Raw genomic sequence first — 20,121 nt, forward strand, 5'->3', positions numbered from 1 at the left:
CCCGAACACGGCGAGCGCCACAAACTTTCATTCTCCGTCTCCATTCCAGGCCATGACAAACATAAGGAGTGAGAAAATAGCCCCTTTTGGGTAAATGTTTTTGACGCAAATCAAGCGCTTGTCATTTAAAAAATCACACAAATTGCGCTTGATCGCAAAAATTCGTTAGAGATCATATTCCTGGCGTTTTACTTCCTGCCAGACTTCTTCCATCACATCAAGGTCTACCCCCGTCATTTCCAGGCCTCTCGAGGCAACAATCCGCTCAACTTCGCGAAAACGACGTTCAAACTTAAGGTTGGCTTTTTGCAGAGCGGTTTCCGCTTTTACACCTAAATGGCGCGAAAGGTTGACCGTCGCAAACAGTAAATCGCCCACCTCTTCTTCAAGCCTGGCTTCATCGATAACCGCCTGCTGTGCTTCGTGCATCACTTCGTCGATCTCTTCATGGACTTTATCCAGCACCGGGCCGAGTGATGTCCAGTCAAAGCCTACCGCAGAGCACCGCTTCTGGATTTTATGCGCACGCATAAGCGCAGGCAGGTTCAGGGGAATATCATCCAGCGCTGAATGCTGAGACTTTTCAGCCCGTTCAGTACTTTTAATTTGTTCCCAGCGCGCCAGTACTTCAGCACTGTTTTCAGCCGTGGCATCACCGAAAATATGCGGATGACGACGCTCCAGCTTGTCGCTAATCGCCGCACAGATGTCATCAAAATTAAAACGCCCCTCTTCCTGAGCCATCTGCGCATAGAACACGACCTGGAACAGCAGGTCGCCCAGTTCACCTCTCAGGTCGTCAAAATCTTCACGCGATATAGCATCCAGCACTTCGTAAGTCTCTTCGAGGGTATAAGGCGCAATGGTAGAGAATGTCTGCTCTTTATCCCACGGACAGCCGTTTTCAGGGTCACGCAGGCGTTTCATAATGCCGAGCAGGCGGTCTATCTGGGTCATGAAAAATCCTTGAGATACATCCCCTCTCCGTTCAGAGAGGGGAAAAAGAGATGTTAATCTTAGCCGCCGTGAAGACGACGCGCATCAATCACATCTGGCACCTGGTTCAGTTTGCCCAGCACACGGCCCAGCACCTGCAGGTTATAGATTTCGATAGTCATGTCGATTGTGGCAAGTTGTTCGCGCGTATCGCTACGGCTGGCGACACCCAGCACATTCACTTTCTCGTTGGCGAGAATGGTCGTGATATCGCGCAGCAAACCGCTGCGGTCGTTGGCCGTGACACGCACTACCAGCGAGTACCCGGCAGAGTAACTTTCGCCCCAAACCGCATCAACCACTCGCTCTGGCGCATGGGATTGCAACTCTGCGAGTTGGTCGCAGTCAGCACGGTGAATCGAGATGCCGCGCCCCTGGGTGATAAAACCAACAATGTCATCGCCAGGGATAGGCTGACAGCAGCGAGCGATATGGTGCATCAGGTTGCCGACCCCTTCCACAACAACACGGCCGTTATCTTTGCTACGTTGTTGCGGAGCATAGGTTTTCTGCTGAAGCTGTTTCAACGCCGCAGCATCTTGCTCTGCCGCACTTGGCTTGTTGAACTGCCCTTGCAGGAAATTGACCATCTGATTGAGGCGGATATCGCCGCCGCCAATTGCCGCCAACAGCTCGTCAAGCTCGTTGAAGTTGTAGCGCGGCAGCAGATGTTTTTCCGCCTCTTTCAGGCTAATACCAATATGCTCCAGCTCATCATCAAGGATCTGACGCCCAGCAAGGATGTTTTTGTCGCGATCCTGTTTGCGGAACCAGGCATGGATTTTTGAGCGTCCGCGACTGGTCGTGACATATCCCAGGTTTGGGTTCAGCCAGTCACGGCTTGGGTTCGGCTGTTTCTGGGTGATGATTTCAATCTGATCGCCCATCTGCAATTGATAGGTGAAAGGTACAATTCGCCCACCAATTTTCGCGCCAATACAACGATGCCCGACATCGCTGTGGATATGATATGCAAAATCGAGCGGCGTCGATCCTGCAGGCAGGTCAACAACATCGCCTTTTGGCGTAAACACGTACACCCTGTCATCAAAGACCTGACTACGGACTTCATCAAGCATCTCGCCAGAGTCAGCCATCTCCTCCTGCCACGCAATCAGCTTACGCAGCCAGGCGATACGATCTTCATGACCAGAGCGCACGCCGCCGGACGTACCTTCTTTGTACTTCCAGTGCGCGGCTACACCCAGCTCAGCATCTTCATGCATTTGTCTGGTGCGGATCTGGATCTCAACGGTCTTGCCGCCAGGGCCCAGTACAACGGTATGGATCGACTGATAGCCGTTAGGTTTGGGGTTTGCAACATAGTCATCAAACTCATCAGGCAGGTGGCGAAAATGAGTATGGACGATACCGAGCGCGGCATAACAGTCCTGCAAACGCTCCGCCACGATACGTACCGCACGTACATCAAACAACTCATCAAAAGTGAGGTGTTTTTTCTGCATTTTGCGCCAGATGCTGTAGATATGCTTTGGACGACCATACACTTCAGCCCGCACATTCTCTTCTTTCATCGACTGACGCAAGCCACCAACAAACTCGTCGATGTAGTGTTCTCTGTCGATACGACGTTCGTGCAGTAATTTGGCTATTCGCTTGTATTCATCCGGATGCAAATAACGGAAGCAGTAATCTTCAAGCTCCCATTTCAGTTGCCCAATCCCTAATCGGTTCGCCAGAGGCGCATAGATATTGGTACATTCTTTGGCAGCCAGAACACGTTCATCTTCTGGGGCATCCTTCACTTCGCGCAAGTGAGCAATACGCTCTGCCAACTTAATGACGACGCAACGGAAATCATCCACCATTGCCAGCAACATGCGACGGACATTATCAACCTGTTCCGATGAAACAGAATCGGTCTGTGCCGCTTTGAGCTGACGAATAGCCGCCATATCCCTCACGCCATGGATCAGGGCGACAACGGATTTACCGACGCTTTCGCGTAAGACATCCTCGCTAACCACTTCGGCATCCGCCAACGGGAATAACAGCGCTGCCTGTAGCGTTTCGAGATCCATGTTCAGCATGGACAAAATTTCGACCATCTCGATGCCGCGCCACAACAGTAAATCAGCATCAGCATGGCCCTGCGTCGTTCGCAGACAATATGCCCAGGTTTCGGTTAAGCGTTCACACGACTGCTGGCTGGAAATTCCCAGACTTGCGATCCATTTTTGTGGGTCAAACTCACCAGCTTTATTAAGATGTGCACTTCTTACCGCAACCATCGTCCTCTCCTTTAGGGACCAGGGCCTGTCGAAGTCGACAAGCCGAACTAATTAGATGTGCTCGAACAACACCATTGATTCCAGATGCCCAGTGTGCGGGAACATGTCCAACATTGCCAGACGCTGAATCTGGTAACCCGCATCGATCAATGCTTCGCTATCTCTGGCAAGAGTCGCTGGATTACAGGAAACATAGACCACACGTTTGGGCGCGAGTTTAATAATATGTTGCATAACACCCGGCGCACCAGCACGCGCCGGATCGAGCAGAATTTTGTCAAAACCCTGTTTTGCCCAGGGCTGTTGCGTGACATCTTCTTCGAGATTCTGATGAAAAAATGTCACATTGCGCAACGCATTCTGTTGTGCGTTCTCCTGCCCTTTAGCCACCAGCGCCTCGACACCTTCGACACCGACGACACTTGATGCTTTCATCGCTAACGGCAGCGTAAAATTCCCCATACCGCAGAACAGATCGAGCACCCGGTCAGTAGGTTGTATATCCAGCCACGCGAGTGCGTTTTCTATCATTTTCTGATTAACGCCATCATTCACCTGGATGAAATCGCGCGGGCTGAACGTTAAGCGTAGCCCGTTTGCTACATACCAGGGAGACTCTCCCGTAACCTGTTCAAGTATCTCGCTTTGTGGCGCAAGGAAAAGCGCAAGCTCGTGGGAATGCGAAAAGCGTTCCAGTTTTTCTCTGTCTTTTGCCGACAGGGGTGCAGTATGGCGAAGCACCATCAGCGGACCATTGTTAGCCAGTACCAGTTCGACATGGCCCAGATGGCGCACACCATCCAGCGCAGACAAACACGCGCGTATCTCCGGGAGCAATGCACCAAGTTGGGGCATCAAAACAGGGCACTGCGTGATATTCACAATATCGCTGGAACTGGTTTTACGAAATCCCATCTCCAGTTGCTGCGTTTTGGGCTGATAGTTAAGGCTCAACCGCGCCCGGCGGCGGTAACCCCAGGGGGTATCACCAATGATGTCGTTAACGTCATGTTTGAGTAAACGCGCCAGCGCACTGCTCTTGCTTTTTTGCTGCAACGCTACACTGGCATGTTGTTGCTGACATCCACCACAAACCCCAAAATGTGGGCAACGCGGCATAACACGTTCAGGGCTATCATTAAGACGTCGTTTAACCTGACCACGTGCATACTGGCGTTTGTCTTCCGTCAGCGTAATTTCTGCTCGTTCGGTTGGCAGCAAACCTGTTATAAACAAGGCTTTACCATTATGACGTGCAACCCCCTGACCAAAGGGATCGAGGTCTGTGGCTTCAACAGTTATGATCTGACGCGTCGTCACGCGTCGCTTTGCAGAGTAGAATTGCGCCATCGCCGAGATTTTTCTCAAATAAACATAATGACCCTAATTGTCCCATAACGGAACTCCATGACCAACTACAGCCTGCGTGCGCGCATGATGATTTTGATTCTCGCCCCCACCGTTCTTATCGGTTTGCTGTTGAGTATCTTCTTTGTGGTGCACCGCTATAACGATTTGCAGAGGCAACTGGAAGATGCCGGAGCCAGCATTATCGAACCGCTGGCAGTCTCCAGTGAGTATGGGATGAATTTGCAGAACCGCGAATCAATTGGTCAGCTAATCAGCGTGTTACACCGCCGCCATTCTGAAATTGTGCGGGCTATTTCCGTCTACGATGAACACAACCGCTTGTTTGTGACCTCGAATTTTCATCTTGATCCAGGCGAGCTGAAAATTCCTGACGGTACACCTTTCCCGCGCCGTCTCAGCGTAGTAAGGCGTGGCGATATTATGATCCTGCGCACCCCGATTATTTCCGAAAGCTATTCACCTGATGAATCAGCCATCTCCGATGCCAAATCCAGTAACAACATGCTGGGGTATGTGGCACTCGAACTGGATCTCAAATCAGTCAGGCTCCAGCAGTACAAAGAGATTTTCATTTCCGGTGTGATGATGCTGTTTTGTATCGGCATTGCCTTAATTTTCGGCTGGCGCTTAATGCGTGACGTAACGGGACCAATCCGCAACATGGTGAACACCGTTGACCGCATTCGTCGGGGGCAGCTCGATAGCCGCGTGGAAGGCTTTATGCTGGGCGAGCTGGATATGCTGAAAAATGGCATTAACTCGATGGCCATGTCGCTGGCAGCCTACCATGAAGAGATGCAGCACAACGTCGATCAGGCCACGTCTGACCTGCGCGAAACGCTGGAGCAGATGGAGATTCAGAACGTCGAGCTGGATCTGGCGAAAAAGCGCGCCCAGGAGGCCGCTCGCATTAAATCTGAGTTTCTGGCAAACATGTCTCACGAACTGCGAACGCCACTGAATGGCGTAATTGGTTTTACCCGTCTGACGCTCAAAAGCGAACTTAACCCAACTCAGCGCGATCACCTGCACACCATTGAACGTTCGGCCAACAACCTGCTGGCGATCATCAACGACGTGCTGGACTTCTCCAAGCTGGAAGCCGGTAAGCTGCTTCTGGAAAGTATTCCTTTCCCACTTCGCAGTACGCTGGATGAAGTGGTAACGCTCCTCGCGCACTCTTCCCATGATAAGGGGCTTGAGCTGACGCTTAATATCAAAAACGACGTTCCTGACAATGTGATCGGCGATCCGTTACGTCTGCAACAGGTCATCACTAACCTGGTTGGTAATGCGATTAAATTCACCGAGAGCGGCAACATTGACGTTCTGGTAGAAAAACGTGCCATCAGTAATAACAACGTGCAGATAGAAGTTCAGATCCGAGACACCGGCATTGGGATCCCGGAACGCGACCAGTCACGCCTTTTCCAGGCTTTCCGTCAGGCCGATGCCAGCATCTCACGCCGCCACGGAGGAACGGGATTAGGGCTGGTGATCACGCAAAAGCTGGTGAAAGAGATGGGGGGAGATATCTCCTTCCATAGCCAGCCAAACCGCGGATCAACATTCTGGTTCCACATTAACCTCGATCTTAACCCGAACGTTCTGACCGATGGCCCAATGACCGATTGCCTCAAAGGTAAGCGTCTGGCCTACGTTGAGCCTAACGCTGCGGCGGCACAAAGTACGCTGGATGTGTTAAGCACCACACCACTGGAAGTTATCTATAGTCCAACTTTCTCTGCCCTGGCTGTCGATCATTACGATATTTTGCTGATGGGGATCCCGGTGACCTTCACCGGAGAACTGAGCATGCAACAGGAGCGGCTTGCAAAAGCGGCTTCAATGACCGATTACCTGCTGTTGGCACTGCCATGCCACGCTCAAATTAACGCAGAAGAGCTGAAAAATGACGGCGCTGCGGCGTGTCTTCTCAAACCACTGACCTCCACGCGACTGTTACCGGCCTTAACTGAATATTGCCGTATAAGCCATTACGCCCTGCCGTTAGCCAATGATGAGCATAAGCTGCCTATGACGGTGATGGCCGTGGATGACAATCCTGCAAATCTTAAACTCATTGGCGTACTCCTCGACGATCAGGTGCAGCATATTGAGTTATGTTCCAGCGGCGCTCAAGCCGTCGAGCAGGCAAAACAGATGCAGTTCGATCTTATCCTGATGGATATTCAAATGCCGGGTATGGACGGTATCCGTGCCTGCGAACTGATCCGCCAGCTTCCCCATCAGCAGCAGACTCCCGTTATTGCCGTAACCGCACATGCGATGGCCGGTCAGAGAGAGAAACTCCTGAGCGCCGGAATGAACGATTATCTGGCAAAACCGATCGACGAAGAGAAACTGCACAACCTGCTGTTACGTTATAAGCCAGGACATATCGGCGGAGCAGTTGTTACACAGCCTGAATCGCCAGAGATCAGCATCAATCCAAACGTTACATTCGACTGGCAACTGGCACTCCGCCAGGCGGCCGGTAAACCTGATTTGGCACGTGATATGCTGCAAATGCTGGTCGCCTTCCTGCCGGAAATCCGTAACAAAGTTGAAGAACAACTGGTGGGAGAAAACCCTGAAGATTTACTGGATGCTATCCACAAACTGCACGGTAGCTGTGGTTACAGTGGCGTACCACGGTTGAAAAACCTCTGTCAGTTGCTGGAACAGCAGCTTCGCGCCGGTACGCCGGAGTCTGAACTGGAACCGGAGTTTCTTGAGTTGCTGGATGAGATGGATAACGTCGCGCGGGAAGCGGCCCGGATCCCTGGCGGCTAAAATCCGGTGGCGTGAGCACTTACCGGGCCTACGAGTGTATGAACGCAGGCCCGGTAAAGCGAAACCGTACCGGCAATTCCAGCTAAGATCCCAGCCCTATTTTCAAGACTGCAGCAATATTCCTCGCAGCCATCTGGACATTTTGCTGTGCGTTATCCAGCGCATCTTCCAGCGAGCAAATGGAATAAATCACGCTAAACACGGCATCGATGCCGTGGTCATGCACAATCCCAACATCTGCCGTCAGGCTACCTGCAATCCCAATAACCGGTTTGTTGTAGCGCTTAGCAATTTTCGCCACGCCCACCGGGACTTTACCGTGGATTGTCTGGCTGTCGATTCGCCCTTCACCAGTAATCACCAGATCAGCATCAACCACCTGTTCATCCAGATGCAGCGCATCCGTCACAATCTCGATGCCTTGACGCAACTGTGCTCCGCAAAACGCATACAGCGCCGCCCCCATACCGCCAGCAGCACCGCCCCCGGCCAGATTCAGCACATCGATATCCAGATCCCGGGCAATAATTCTCGCGTAGTGGGCAAGCCCGTTGTCCAGGGATTCGATCATCTCAGGCGTTGCGCCTTTTTGTGGCCCGAATACCGCCGATGCCCCCTCTTTTCCGACTAACGGATTCGTGACATCGCAAGCAACCTCAATCCGGCAGGCTGTCAGACGCTTATCCAGACCGCTTAAATCAATATGCGCCAGATTTTCCAGCACCTCTCCGCCCTGGCCGATAGCCTGCTCTTTTGCATCCAGCAGTTTCGCCCCCAGCGCTTGTACCATCCCCGCCCCGCCGTCATTGGTTGCACTGCCGCCAATACCAATGATGATATGTTTAACGCCCGCATCCAGCGCATGGCGGATGAGTTCACCGGTTCCCCAGGAGGTTGTTTTTAACGGGTTTCGCTGCGAAGGGGGGACCAGTTCCAGGCCACTCGCGGCGGCCATTTCAATAAAGGCGCTTTGTTCATCGCCAGATAGCCCATAAAAACCATCAACACGCTCACCCAGCGGTCCCGTAACCGGAACATGGATAATTCGCCCATGCGTTGCGGCAACCATCGCTTCCACCGTACCTTCACCACCATCGGCAACCGGCAATTTAACGTAATCCGCCGATGGGAAGACTTCGCGAAACCCCTGCTCTATCGCTGTCGCCACCTCAAGCGCACTCAAACTTTCCTTATATGAGTCCGGTGCGATAACAATTTTCATAAGCCATCCTTACGCATGTTAACTACGTTAAGCATACACCCGCCCAGCTTGCGAAAATGCCGATTCCCGCAGGAACCGGCAATACACTTAACGCACCATGCAAGGGCGTTTGTTATTAAAGGTCCAGTTCGGGATCAAATACTGCATTGCCATTGCATCGTCGCGCGCTCCCAGGCCGTGTTTCTGATACAACTCATGCGCTTTCATGACCTGATCCATATCCAGCTCAACACCCAGTCCTGGAGCGGCCGGAACCTGCACCATGCCGCCTTTGATTTCAAACGGCTGTTTGGTCAGACGCTGGTTGCCCTCCTGCCAGATCCAGTGGGTATCGATAGCGGTAATGTTGCCAGGTGCAGCAGCAGCGACATGGGTGAACATCGCCAGAGAAATATCGAAGTGGTTATTCGAGTGAGAACCCCAGGTCAGGCCAAACTCATGACACATCTGCGCCACGCGAACCGAGCCCTGCATCGTCCAGAAATGTGGGTCAGCCAGCGGAATATCAACAGACTGCAGAGACAACGTATGGCCCATCTGACGCCAGTCGGTAGCAATCATATTAGTGGCCGTTGGCAAGCCAGTCGCGCGACGGAATTCCGCCATCACTTCACGCCCGGAGAACCCTTGCTCCGCCCCACACGGATCTTCCGCATAAGCCAGCACGCCTTTTAGCTGTTTGCCAATTTTAATCGCTTCGTCAAGCGACCACGCTCCGTTTGGATCCAGCGTGACACGCGCCTGCGGGAAACGTTTTGCCAGCGCAGAAATCGCTTCGGCTTCCTCAGCCCCCGCCAGCACTCCCCCCTTCAATTTAAAATCATTAAAGCCGTATTTTTCATAAGCGGCTTCCGCCAGGCGCACAACGGCATCCGGCGTCATCGCCTCTTCATGGCGCAGACGATACCAGTCGCACTGTTCATCAGGCTGGCTTTGATACGACAGCGGCGTCAGTTTGCGGTTGCCCACAAAGAACAGGTATCCCAACATTTCGACTTCGCTACGCTGCTGACCTTCCCCCAGCAGCGACGCCACGTTAACGCCCAGATGTTGGCCTAAGAGATCCAGCATTGCCGCTTCAATGCCTGTCACGACGTGAATCGTGGTGCGCAGGTCAAAAGTCTGCAAGCCACGCCCACCGGCATCGCGGTCAGCGAAGTTACTGCGCACGCTATTCAGGATGTTTTTATATTCACCCAGCGTTTTGCCAACAACGAATGGAATAGCCTCTTCCAGCGTGTTGCGGATCTTCTCGCCGCCCGGGATTTCACCCACACCGGTATGCCCGGAGTTGTCCTTAATAATGACAATATTACGGGTAAAGAAGGGGGCATGTGCGCCACTCAGGTTCATCAACATGCTGTCATAACCTGCAACCGGAATGATCTGCATGGAAGTAACAACAGGTGTAGAAAATGTGTTCATCGTGCAATCCTTTTATCAGTGACGTCCAAAAACAGGGCGTTTACGGTCAAATGTCCAGCCGGGAATGAGATACTGCATCGGGCCTGCGTCATTACGCGCACCACCTGGCAGCTTTTTATATGCCTCATGCGCTTTATGGACCTGATCCCAGTCAAGCTCCACACCCAGCCCAGGTGCATCGGGTACGGCGATTTTGCCGTTTTTTATCTCCAGAGGATTTTTCGTCAGACGGGCTTCCCCTTCCTGCCAGATCCAGTGTGTATCAATGGCGGTCGGTGTTCCTGGCGCAGCGGCCCCAACATGAGTGAACATCGCCAGCGAAATGTCGAAGTGGTTATTGGAGTGGCAACCCCAGGTCAGCCCCCAGTCATCGCAAAGCTGCGCGACACGCACTGCGCCGGAAAGCGTCCAGAAATGCGGGTCGGCCAGCGGGATATCCACAGCGTTGAGCATCACCGCATGACCCATTTCGCGCCAGTTGGTGGCGATCATATTGGTCGCCACTGGCAACCCGGTCGCCCGACGAAATTCCGCCATCACTTCCCGTCCGGAGAAGCCCTGCTCTGCACCACAGGGATCTTCCGCGTAAGTCAGCACATCGCCCAGTCCTTTACACAAGGCAATAGCCTCATCCAGCAACCATGCACCATTGGGATCGACGGTGATGCGCGCATCAGGAAAACGTTTTTTCAACGCGCGCGCACTTTCGATCTCTTGTTCGCCTGGCAACACGCCGCCTTTCAGCTTGAAATCTTTAAAACCGTAGCGATCCTGCGCAGCTTCCGCCAGCCGAACGACCGCCTCGCTGGAGAGCGCCTCCTGATGGCGCAGCTGATACCATTCGTGATGGCCTGGCGAGCGTTCAAGATAAGGCAGATCGGTTTTGTTACGGTCGCCGAGGTAGAACAGATAACCCAGAACCGTTACCGCATCGCGCTGTTTACCGGGCCCCAGCAGTTCGCACACCGGCACATTCAGAGCCTTACCCAGTAAATCGAGTAACGCAGCTTCCAGCGCCGCAACGGCATTCACGCGCAGTTCAAATGTCCAGGCACCTTTGCCAAAAGTATCAAAGTCAGCTGACTGGTTGCCTTTGTGCACCCGCTGAACCACTTTATTCAGGCGAGCCACTTCCTGGCCCACAACCAGTGGAATAGCATCCACCAGCGTCTGGTAAATCACCTCTCCGCCAGGCGCTTCACCTACGCCCGTGTTTCCGGCGTTGTCGGTAAGTACCACAATATTACGGGTGAACCAGGCGTTATGTGCCCCGCCAATGTTGAGTAGCATACTGTCTTGCCCGGCTACCGGGATGACCTGCATCTCAACGATCACGGGACTTGATTGCGTCGTCATCATCAGCGCTCCATCACAGGTTTGAGTTCGATACGTTTAATATCACCCACCAGAACCAGGTAGCTCAGTACTGCCACGAGGGCATGAACTCCCACATAAATCAGTGCGCCGTTAAACGATCCGGTTGTACCCACGATGTAGCCGATGGCTATTGGCGTGACAATGCCGGAGATGTTACCGAACATATTGAACAACCCGCCGCTCAGGCCACTGATCTCTTTTGGCGCGGTATCTGCCATCACCGCCCAGCCCAGTGCGCCAATGCCTTTGCCAAAGAAGGCCATCGCCATAAAGCCGATGATCATCCACTCAGCACTTACGTAGTTACAGAACACCATTGTCATCGAGAGCAACATCCCGAGCACAATCGGTGTTTTACGGGCGATGTTCAATGAGCCCGTGCGACGCATCAGCCAGTCGGAAATCACCCCACCTAACACGCCCCCCACAAAACCGCACACCGCCGGGATAGAAGCAACAAAGCCAGCTTTCAGGATCGACATCCCGCGCGCCTGCACCAGGTAGACCGGGAACCAGGTAATAAAGAAATAGGTTAAGGCGTTAATACAGTATTGGCCCAGATAGATGCCAATCATCATGCGTGAACCCACGAGTTGCCTGATCTGCGCCCATTTCTGGCCGAACGGCACTTTTGCTTTGGTCGATTTCTGATCCATGTTGATCAGCGCTCCACCTTCAGCAATATACTCCAGCTCTTTTTTGTTCACGCCTGGATGTTGGTTCGGTTCGTGGATCACTTTCAGCCAGATAAAACTGATAACGATCCCAAGCCCGCCCATAAAGAAGAAGACATGTGACCAGCCCACTTCATGCGTCAGCCAGCCCATAATGGGTGCGAAGATAACCGTGGCAAAGTACTGTGCAGAGTTAAAAATTGCGACTGCCGTTCCTCTCTCCTGCGCCGGGAACCAGGCGGCAACAATGCGACTATTACCCGGGAAAGAAGGTGCTTCAGCTAACCCCACCAGGAAGCGCAAGGTAAAGAGCGCAATGATGATGCCAAACCCGCTGAAGATATCGACGACCCCCTGTAACAGGGTAAACATCGACCAGATAAAGATGGACCAGAAATAGACGCGTTTGGAGCCGAAGCGGTCAAGCAGCCAGCCGCCGGGAATTTGGCCAATAACATAGGCCCATGAAAATGCGGAGAAAACGTAACCCATGCCAACCGCATCAAGCCCGATATCTTTTGCCATTTCTGAACCGGCAATCGACAGCGTGGCGCGGTCACCATAGTTAAAGGATGTGACGATAAACAACATCACCACTATCCAGTAGCGAGCATTGGTACGCTTTTCAGCGCTACTCGCCGCGTGGCTTAATGTACTCATTGTTGCACTCCTGAATCATAGCTTTCGCCTGGTCCATTCTGTACAGCACCTGTAGGGTAATCAGAATGTGAGGTTAGTGTTTGGCAGTTTTGGTACGGCGTAGTGCCGTTTTATAGTGAAACACTGCCTTTTTTGGTAACTGACGGAAAAAGTATATGAAGGAGTGACTCTTTCGCTCACCGTGCATGAACACAACATTAAAAGAAGTGAGAGAGGTTGTTTGGGGCAAAAGCCCAAAGGAATGGGGGGGACTTCACGGAAATGATGATTTTGAGAGATCTGTCTCACCGGGTGGCAGGCGACGCCATACCCGGCCGACAAAGCCCGTAAGCTCGCGCAAGCGAAGCACCGCCGGGCATTATGTTATTTCAGCAGTGTTGCCCAGTGCTCAACCCAGGGATTGGATTCGCTTTCAGGCTCGGGATGCTCGCCCGCATCGATAAGCAGCATGTCGCCTACGCGCTGCGCGCTTTGCTCCTGAAGGAGTGCATCGAACTGCTTCCCACCGCCGCAGAAGTTGGCGTATGAACTGTCACCCAAAGCAATAATGCCGTAGTGAACATCAGGCTGATAGCCGAGCTGATCTTTGATGCCCTGGAAAAGAGGCACAATGCTGTCCGGCAGATCACCCTGGCCTGTCGTCGAGGTCACGACCAGGATGTATTTATCTTTGTACTTTTCCCAATCTGTCAGTTCCGGGTCCTCGTAAACCGTGGCTTTATGGCCCTGGCTGGCGAGAATGGTTTCGGCTTCTTCCGCTACCAGCAGTGAGTTACCGTACATTGTGCCGACAAAAATTCCGACTTCAGCCATGCTTTGCTCCCTTCCTTTTTGCTATTGCTGTTCATCCTGGACGTTGCCTGACACAAACTCAACCCTTTCATTTTCGGGGAGTTGTCCCAGCCAGCCAAACTGTGACAGCGCCTGCATCCAGACCTCATCCAACCCCGCCCGAATCGTCAGGGGCTCTCCGGTGAAAGGGTGCGTCAGGCTGAGCTGGCTTGCATGCAACATCAGGCGATTGCAGCCAAAATGTTCCGCTGCGCTACGGTTCTGGCGTAAATCACCGTGCTTGCTGTCACCAATAATCGGGTGGCGAAGATGCGCAAGATGGCGTCGCAGCTGGTGTTTGCGCCCGGTTTTCGGCTCCAGCTCAACCAGGCCGTAACGTGTGGTTGGGAATTTACTGGTTGCAACGGGCATCTCTGTGGTTGCCAGACCACGATAATCCGTTACTGCAGGCTGCGGACCTTTATCATCGCGGGCAAATTTATCGGCGATTTTATCCAGCTCTTCAACCAGCGGGTAATCAAGTGTTGCGGCATCCATTAGCCAGCCACGCACAATGGCATGATAGCGTTTTTGGATCTGATGCTGTTCAAACTGTTGGGACAATAAACGCCCCGCTTCGCTTGATAACCCCATAAGGAGCACGCCGGACGTTGGCCTGTCCAGACGGTGGACGGTAAACACATGCTGGCCTATCTGGTCACGCACGGTTTGCATCACAACCACTTTTTCATCGCGATCCAGCCAGCTACGATGTACCAGCCAGCCCGAGGGTTTATTGACCGCAACCAACCACTCATCCTGGTAAAGAATTTCCAGCGTCATGCATTATCACCGGAAACAAGCGTATCCAGACGTTGTAACTCAACCAGGATCACTTCACGGGCAGGATGTGCAGCATCTACTGCCATTTCGTAGTAGGGTGCGATAGCAAAATTCTGGGGAAGTGGATGATGCCCATCAAGCAGGGCGTGCATACGTGGGATCAACACCCACTGTAACCACTCAAAAGGTTCCATGGCGTCCAGGCAGAAAGGCTGTGTACTGGCGAACGCCTCTGGCTGCGGTGAACTCTCTTGCCACACCTGATGCTGGCGCAATACTGCTTCGATGGCGTGCAACTGGGCACGTACGCTATCGTGATGCGTCATGAAAAACCTCGACCGAAAAACACAATGGCGCGCAGCATAACATTGCAGAACGGGAAATAAAAAAAGGGAGCACTGTAAAAACAGTGCTCCCGGTTCGTTTCGCAGCATTCCAGCTACAATTCGTGCTCCCTGCTCATCCATGACAACTTTTCCTGAAGCCCGAGGGCCTGGTCATCCTTAAACCGCTGCATCCTGCTCACATCATCCTGATGTGAATGTTTCATCCCGAAACGTCCTGGCCTTCCTGACCCACCAATCATCCTGACCGGCTCCCATTCTCCTTCCTGGAGGTGTCCCTTACGCGTCCTGCGTTATCCTTTTGCTTCATCCTGAAGCCTTCCTGTCGCGCCATCCCGACGTGTCCTGAGTGAGAAACGCCATCATCCTGATGTTCGTTTCTCGTGCCGGCTTCCTGTCGACAGAGATAGAATCCGCTATTCCGCTTCGTCTTACAACCCACTCCGTAAGCCATGTAAGCGTCTTATTACCACTTCAGGCGGCCAAAAAAAATATAACCAACTGAAAAATAAAAGGATAGAAATATTAATGTGATAAGACGAAGCTTACTAATGCGGCGATCTCTCACAAACCTTGTAAGAGATCTCTCACACGCTTAGTAGCACGATGGATTACAGAAGAGGCTCAAGCCGGGTGAGGAAATCCGCAAGTGAAGGGGCAAGAACATCACGATTGCGGGTTCCGATGGTCTCTTTGATCACTTCACCAGACAGGTTGCAGACGGAAATCACATCCAGTTCACTGTCGAGCGTTGCAATAAAAAGTGTCGGAGATAGTTTAAGACGCTTTTGCGTGACCAGGTGTCCAATCAGATTTTCCTGAACACGCTGCAAATCATCTTCACTCCAGGTTTGCAGCAATGTCAGGGCAGTGCCAGCAAACTGGGCAACCATATCCCCTGCAAACTGAGTGGTATAAAACGCATGAAGGGCTGGTTTTACCACAAGGTCCATTGCGCGTTCAACCGCATTTACATTTTGCTCACCGGTAAAAGGCCGGGGTTGCCAGATCACGCTATCATCCACAGAAGAGATAACACACGGTGAAGGAACACCATATAAGTCAGTGCTTTGCGGCCATGTTCCCTTTGCCTCGTGCCATGCATCGCAGTAGCGTGTTGTGAATGCAGTTAGCGCATTTGCCGTTTCAATATCCACCGATTTCTCTCTTCTCGTAAGACAGGATAAACTCAGCCCCTAAGTGTACCTGTAAAGTGGCAATGAAACATGTCTTACGAAAATCATCAGGCGTTAACGGGCTTAACGCTGGGCAAATCGACTGACTACCGCGACACCTATGATGCAACGTTGCTGCAAGGTGTCCCACGTAGCTTAAACCGCGATCCATTAGGACTGCATGCGGATGCACTCCCTTTTGTTGGCGGCGATATCTGGACGCTGTATGAACTCTCCTGGCTTAACGCCCGTGGCCTGCCACAAGTTGCCGTAGGCCATGTTGAACTGGATTATGCCAGTAGCAATCTGGTGGAATCGAAAAGCTTCAAGCTCTATCTCAACAGTTTTAACCAGACAAAATTCAGCAGTTGGGATGATGTCCAGCGCACCCTGGAACGGGATTTAAGCGCCTGCGCGCAAGGAGACGTGACGGTTTCACTTTATCGTCTGGATGAACTGGAAGGCCAGCCAATTGCCCACTTCCATGGAACCTGTATCGACGATCAAGAGATTGAAATCGAGAGTTATGAATTCAGTGCTGACTATCTCGAAAATGCAACCCGCAGCAACGTGGTGGAAGAGACGCTGGTCAGCCATTTGTTGAAATCCAACTGCCTGATCACGCATCAGCCTGACTGGGGTTCCGTTCAAATCCAGTACCGTGGACCGAAAATCGACCGCGAAAAACTGCTGCGGTATCTGGTGTCGTTCCGTCACCATAACGAGTTCCACGAACAGTGCGTGGAGCGCATCTTCAACGATATTCAACGTTTTTGTCAGCCAGAGAAGCTAAGCGTATATGCACGCTATACCCGTCGTGGTGGGCTGGATATCAACCCATGGCGCACCAACACCGATTTTGTTCCGGCAACCGGTCGTTTGGTTCGTCAGTAACATTTATTTTGAAAATATGCGCGGTTCATTCCGCGCTTTGGGTTGTGAAACGTCATAAGCCAGGGCTATTGTAATCAACAGGGAAAGACGATAATCGTCCCGTAAGGAGCTCACTTGATTACACATATTAGCCCGCTTGGCTCAATGGATATGTTGTCGCAGCTGGAAGTGGACATGCTTAAACGCACGGCCAGTAGCGACCTTTATCAACTGTTTCGTAACTGTTCACTTGCCGTACTGAACTCCGGAAGTCTGACCGATAACAGCAAAGAGCTGCTGTCACGCTTCGAAAGCTTTGATATCAACGTGCTGCGCCGCGAGCGTGGCGTAAAACTGGAAGTGATTAACCCGCCGGAAGACGCCTTTGTCGACGGACGAATTATTCGCTCACTCCAGGCCAATCTGTTTGCCGTACTACGCGATATCCTGTTTGTTAACGGACAGATCCACAACGCAGGCCGCTTCCAGCATCTCGACCTGGAAAGCTCCGTTCATATTACCAACCTGGTGTTCTCTATTCTGCGAAACGCCCGCGCGCTGCATGTCGGTGAAGCGCCAAATATGGTGGTGTGCTGGGGTGGCCATTCGATTAATGAGACCGAATATCTCTACGCCCGCCGGGTGGGGACACAGTTGGGTCTGCGCGAATTAAATATCTGTACAGGGTGTGGCCCTGGCGCAATGGAAGCCCCGATGAAAGGGGCGGCAGTGGGTCATGCTCAACAACGCTATAAAGAAGGGCGTTTTATCGGCATGACTGAGCCGTCCATTATTGCGGCTGAGCCACCTAACCCATTAGTTAACGAGCTGATCATCATGCCGGATATCGAAAAGCGGCTTGAGGCTTTCGTCCGTATCGCTCATGGGATCATCATCTTCCCTGGTGGTGTAGGTACAGCGGAAGAGCTGCTTTACCTGCTCGGTATTCTGATGAACCCGGCCAACAAAGATCAGGTTCTGCCATTGATCCTGACAGGGCCGAAAGAGAGCGCCGATTACTTCCGCGTGCTGGATGAATTTATTGTTCATACGCTAGGCGCAGAGGCTCGTCGTCACTATCGCATTATCATTGATGATGCGGCGGAAGTGGCACGCCAGATGAAAAAAGCGATGCCGTTGGTGAAAGAGAATCGCCGTGATACCGGCGATGCCTACAGCTTCAACTGGTCAATTCGTATTGCTCCAGATCTGCAAGTTCCGTTCGAGCCTTCGCACGAGAATATGGCAAACCTGAAGCTTTACCCGGATCAACCGGTTGAGGTTCTGGCTGCCGACCTGCGCCGAGCCTTCTCTGGTATCGTCGCGGGTAACGTGAAAGAGATGGGTATTCGTGCCATTGAACAGTTTGGCCCGTATAAAATTCATGGCGACCGGGAGATGATGCGTCGTATGGATGACATGCTGCAGGGTTTTGTTGCCCAGCACCGCATGAAGTTACCGGGCTCTGCTTACATCCCTTGTTACGAGATTTGCACGTAACACTCCTGCACTTCTCATCAGGCCGGATATCGCGCAATCGCTATCCGGCTTTTTTTATTCTCTCCTCATACCCCAGGTAACAAATAGATATTACTTATGACTCTTACATAATCGGCCGAACGCAAACGATTACTTCGTTTTATTGACCACAAATTATCAGCCTTAATCTAAATTACCCGCAAGAAAACACTAAAATCGCATCTCTTTACAGCGTAAGACGCCTATCTCACTGGTCAGGCTTTCATGACATATATTGTTAATGGTAGCCTTCGCGCCCGTAAATTCTCTTTGATGTTTTTTTAACAGATAAATGGTCTAAAGATACCCACATCAAAAGTAGATTATTGCATTTGGGATCGCGATCACTGATAGATTCATAACTAGAATGTATCTTTCCGCCCGCCAATAGTTACGGGCAAAAATTATTAAAAAACCGTCACTGAACGAATTTCATATTACCGTCAGGCACTTTTTCATCGGATTTGACTAAAAACCTGACAATTTGCTTCCTCCAGGAGATACAGATGGAAACCACTCAAACCAGCACCGTTGCTTCGATTGAATCCCGAAGTGGATGGCGCAAAACCGATACCATGTGGATGCTTGGCCTTTACGGCACAGCAATCGGCGCTGGTGTATTATTCCTGCCAATCAACGCAGGCGTTGGCGGTCTTATTCCGCTGATTATTATGGCAATCATTGCCTTCCCAATGACCTTCTTTGCACACCGTGGCCTGACCCGCTTTGTGCTTTCCGGTAAAAACCCAGGTGAAGACATCACCGAAGTGGTTGAAGAACATTTTGGCGTTGGCGCGGGTAAACTGATCACCCTGCTCTACTTCTTCGCGATTTACCCGATTCTGTTGGTTTATAGTGTGGCTATCACCAACACCGTTGAAAGTTTCATGACGCACCAGTTGCACATGACACCACCACCACGTGCCATCCTGTCTCTGATTCTGATCGTAGGTATGATGACCATCGTACGCTTCGGCGAGCAGATGATTGTAAAAGCGATGAGCGTGCTGGTATTCCCGTTCGTGATTGCCCTGATGGTACTGGCTTGCTACCTGATTCCTAACTGGAACGGCGCGGCCCTGGAAACGCTGTCACTGAGCAGTGCATCAACAACGGGTAACGGCCTGCTACTGACCCTGTGGCTCGCCATTCCGGTTATGGTCTTCTCCTTCAACCACTCCCCAATCATCTCCTCTTTTGCTGTTGCGAAGCGTGAAGAGTACGGCAATGGCGCAGAGAAAAAGTGCTCCAGCATCCTGGCTCGTGCTCATGTGATGATGGTTCTGACCGTTATGTTCTTCGTCTTTAGCTGCGTACTGAGCCTCTCTCCAGCGGATCTGGCTGCGGCGAAAGAGCAGAACATCTCTATCCTGTCTTACCTGGCAAACCACTTTAATGCACCTGTAATTGCGTGGATGGCACCTATCATCGCGATTATCGCGATCACCAAATCCTTCCTGGGCCACTATCTGGGCGCTCGTGAAGGCTTCAACGGTATGGTGATCAAATCTCTGCGCGGTAAAGGTAAGAGCATTGAAATCAACAAACTGAACAAAATCACTGCATTGTTCATGCTGGTGACCACCTGGGCAGTTGCAACCCTGAACCCTAGCATCCTTGGCATGATCGAAACGCTGGGCGGCCCGATTATTGCGATGATTCTGTTCCTGATGCCGATGTACGCGATTCAGAAAGTACCCGCGATGCGTAAATACAGCGGCCATATCAGCAACGTATTCGTTGTGATTATGGGTCTGATTGCCATCTCTGCGATTTTCTACTCACTGTTCAGCTAATACCTCCTGCGCCGTCTTCGGGCGGCGC

General features: G+C 51.9%; 15 protein-coding genes. 4 read left to right on the plus strand and 11 right to left on the minus strand.

Going from position 1 to position 20,121, the window contains the following annotated elements; all coding sequences use genetic code 11:
• Positions 1 to 165 precede the first annotated feature (165 nt).
• From mazG to rlmD, 3 genes are read right to left on the minus strand one after another with little or no spacing between them, the layout of a single operon-like run.
• Complete coding sequence (gene mazG / locus HV346_RS17835; RefSeq protein WP_181620584.1) at positions 166 to 957, minus strand: nucleoside triphosphate pyrophosphohydrolase; 792 nt, start codon at positions 955 to 957, stop codon at positions 166 to 168.
• A 59-nt stretch (positions 958 to 1,016) separates the two neighbouring features.
• Positions 1,017 to 3,248 (minus strand): GTP diphosphokinase, encoded by a 2,232-nt coding sequence (gene relA / locus HV346_RS17840; RefSeq protein WP_181620585.1) that lies wholly within the window; start codon positions 3,246 to 3,248, stop codon positions 1,017 to 1,019.
• Between the two features lie 51 nt (positions 3,249 to 3,299).
• Positions 3,300 to 4,598 carry a 23S rRNA (uracil(1939)-C(5))-methyltransferase RlmD gene (gene rlmD, locus HV346_RS17845; RefSeq protein WP_181620586.1) on the minus strand — a complete coding sequence of 433 codons (1,299 nt, stop codon included), beginning with the start codon at positions 4,596 to 4,598 and terminating at the stop codon, positions 3,300 to 3,302.
• A gap of 57 nt (positions 4,599 to 4,655) precedes the next feature.
• Between rlmD and barA the strand changes: the two genes are divergently transcribed.
• Positions 4,656 to 7,415 (plus strand): two-component sensor histidine kinase BarA, encoded by a 2,760-nt coding sequence (gene barA, locus HV346_RS17850; RefSeq protein WP_181620587.1) that lies wholly within the window; start codon positions 4,656 to 4,658, stop codon positions 7,413 to 7,415.
• A gap of 82 nt (positions 7,416 to 7,497) precedes the next feature.
• Here barA and HV346_RS17855 read toward each other — a convergent pair whose 3' ends face one another.
• The 8 genes from HV346_RS17855 to syd all read right to left on the minus strand — a co-directional run bounded on the left by HV346_RS17855 (position 7,498) and on the right by syd (position 15,888).
• Positions 7,498 to 8,637, minus strand: a complete 1,140-nt coding sequence (locus HV346_RS17855; RefSeq protein WP_181620588.1) for a glycerate kinase — start codon at positions 8,635 to 8,637, stop codon at positions 7,498 to 7,500.
• A gap of 87 nt (positions 8,638 to 8,724) precedes the next feature.
• Positions 8,725 to 10,062: a glucarate dehydratase gene (gene gudD, locus HV346_RS17860; protein ID WP_181620589.1), complete on the minus strand. Its 1,338-nt coding sequence runs from the start codon at positions 10,060 to 10,062 to the stop codon at positions 8,725 to 8,727.
• Between the two features lie 15 nt (positions 10,063 to 10,077).
• Positions 10,078 to 11,418 (minus strand): enolase C-terminal domain-like protein, encoded by a 1,341-nt coding sequence (locus tag HV346_RS17865; RefSeq protein WP_181623823.1) that lies wholly within the window; start codon positions 11,416 to 11,418, stop codon positions 10,078 to 10,080.
• Between the two features lie 2 nt (positions 11,419 to 11,420).
• Positions 11,421 to 12,773, minus strand: coding sequence for an MFS transporter (locus HV346_RS17870; protein ID WP_181620590.1), 1,353 nt, complete (start codon positions 12,771 to 12,773; stop codon positions 11,421 to 11,423).
• Between the two features lie 363 nt (positions 12,774 to 13,136).
• Positions 13,137 to 13,586 (minus strand): flavodoxin, encoded by a 450-nt coding sequence (locus HV346_RS17875; protein ID WP_181620591.1) that lies wholly within the window; start codon positions 13,584 to 13,586, stop codon positions 13,137 to 13,139.
• Positions 13,587 to 13,607: 21 nt separating this feature from the next.
• Complete coding sequence (gene truC / locus HV346_RS17880) at positions 13,608 to 14,387, minus strand: tRNA pseudouridine(65) synthase TruC (RefSeq protein WP_181620592.1); 780 nt, start codon at positions 14,385 to 14,387, stop codon at positions 13,608 to 13,610.
• On the minus strand, positions 14,384 to 14,713 hold the full coding sequence (locus HV346_RS17885; RefSeq protein ID WP_181620593.1) for a YqcC family protein: 330 nt from the start codon (positions 14,711 to 14,713) through the stop codon (positions 14,384 to 14,386). The genes truC and HV346_RS17885 overlap by 4 nt, the downstream gene beginning before the upstream one ends.
• 629 nt (positions 14,714 to 15,342) lie before the next feature.
• A complete protein-coding gene (gene syd / locus HV346_RS17890) occupies positions 15,343 to 15,888 on the minus strand; it encodes a SecY-interacting protein (RefSeq protein ID WP_181620594.1) in 546 nt (181 codons plus the stop codon).
• Between the two features lie 69 nt (positions 15,889 to 15,957).
• Between syd and queF the strand changes: the two genes are divergently transcribed.
• From queF to HV346_RS17905, 3 genes are all read left to right on the plus strand, one after another.
• Positions 15,958 to 16,800, plus strand: a complete 843-nt coding sequence (gene queF / locus HV346_RS17895) for an NADPH-dependent 7-cyano-7-deazaguanine reductase QueF (RefSeq protein ID WP_181620595.1) — start codon at positions 15,958 to 15,960, stop codon at positions 16,798 to 16,800.
• 114 nt (positions 16,801 to 16,914) lie between these two features.
• On the plus strand, positions 16,915 to 18,279 hold the full coding sequence (gene ppnN / locus HV346_RS17900; protein ID WP_181620596.1) for a nucleotide 5'-monophosphate nucleosidase PpnN: 1,365 nt from the start codon (positions 16,915 to 16,917) through the stop codon (positions 18,277 to 18,279).
• A 524-nt stretch (positions 18,280 to 18,803) separates the two neighbouring features.
• A complete protein-coding gene (locus HV346_RS17905; protein ID WP_181620597.1) occupies positions 18,804 to 20,093 on the plus strand; it encodes an HAAAP family serine/threonine permease in 1,290 nt (429 codons plus the stop codon).
• Positions 20,094 to 20,121 lie beyond the last annotated feature (28 nt).

This window comes from Enterobacter sp. RHBSTW-00994 (assembly GCF_013782625.1).
Classification (GTDB): Bacteria; Pseudomonadota; Gammaproteobacteria; order Enterobacterales; family Enterobacteriaceae; genus Enterobacter.

Excerpts from the sequence above, each read along its gene's own strand:
- mazG (WP_181620584.1), bottom strand. The coding sequence starts at position 957 with ATGACCCAGATAGACCGCCTGCTCGGCATTATGAAACGCCTGCGTGAC.
- relA (WP_181620585.1), bottom strand. The coding sequence starts at position 3,248 with ATGGTTGCGGTAAGAAGTGCACATCTTAATAAAGCTGGTGAGTTTGAC.
- rlmD (WP_181620586.1), bottom strand. The coding sequence starts at position 4,598 with ATGGCGCAATTCTACTCTGCAAAGCGACGCGTGACGACGCGTCAGATC.
- barA (WP_181620587.1), top strand. The coding sequence starts at position 4,656 with ATGACCAACTACAGCCTGCGTGCGCGCATGATGATTTTGATTCTCGCC.
- HV346_RS17855 (WP_181620588.1), bottom strand. The coding sequence starts at position 8,637 with ATGAAAATTGTTATCGCACCGGACTCATATAAGGAAAGTTTGAGTGCG.
- gudD (WP_181620589.1), bottom strand. The coding sequence starts at position 10,062 with ATGAACACATTTTCTACACCTGTTGTTACTTCCATGCAGATCATTCCG.
- HV346_RS17865 (WP_181623823.1), bottom strand. The coding sequence starts at position 11,418 with ATGACGACGCAATCAAGTCCCGTGATCGTTGAGATGCAGGTCATCCCG.
- HV346_RS17870 (WP_181620590.1), bottom strand. The coding sequence starts at position 12,773 with ATGAGTACATTAAGCCACGCGGCGAGTAGCGCTGAAAAGCGTACCAAT.
- HV346_RS17875 (WP_181620591.1), bottom strand. The coding sequence starts at position 13,586 with ATGGCTGAAGTCGGAATTTTTGTCGGCACAATGTACGGTAACTCACTG.
- truC (WP_181620592.1), bottom strand. The coding sequence starts at position 14,387 with ATGACGCTGGAAATTCTTTACCAGGATGAGTGGTTGGTTGCGGTCAAT.
- HV346_RS17885 (WP_181620593.1), bottom strand. The coding sequence starts at position 14,713 with ATGACGCATCACGATAGCGTACGTGCCCAGTTGCACGCCATCGAAGCA.
- queF (WP_181620595.1), top strand. The coding sequence starts at position 15,958 with ATGTCTTACGAAAATCATCAGGCGTTAACGGGCTTAACGCTGGGCAAA.
- HV346_RS17905 (WP_181620597.1), top strand. The coding sequence starts at position 18,804 with ATGGAAACCACTCAAACCAGCACCGTTGCTTCGATTGAATCCCGAAGT.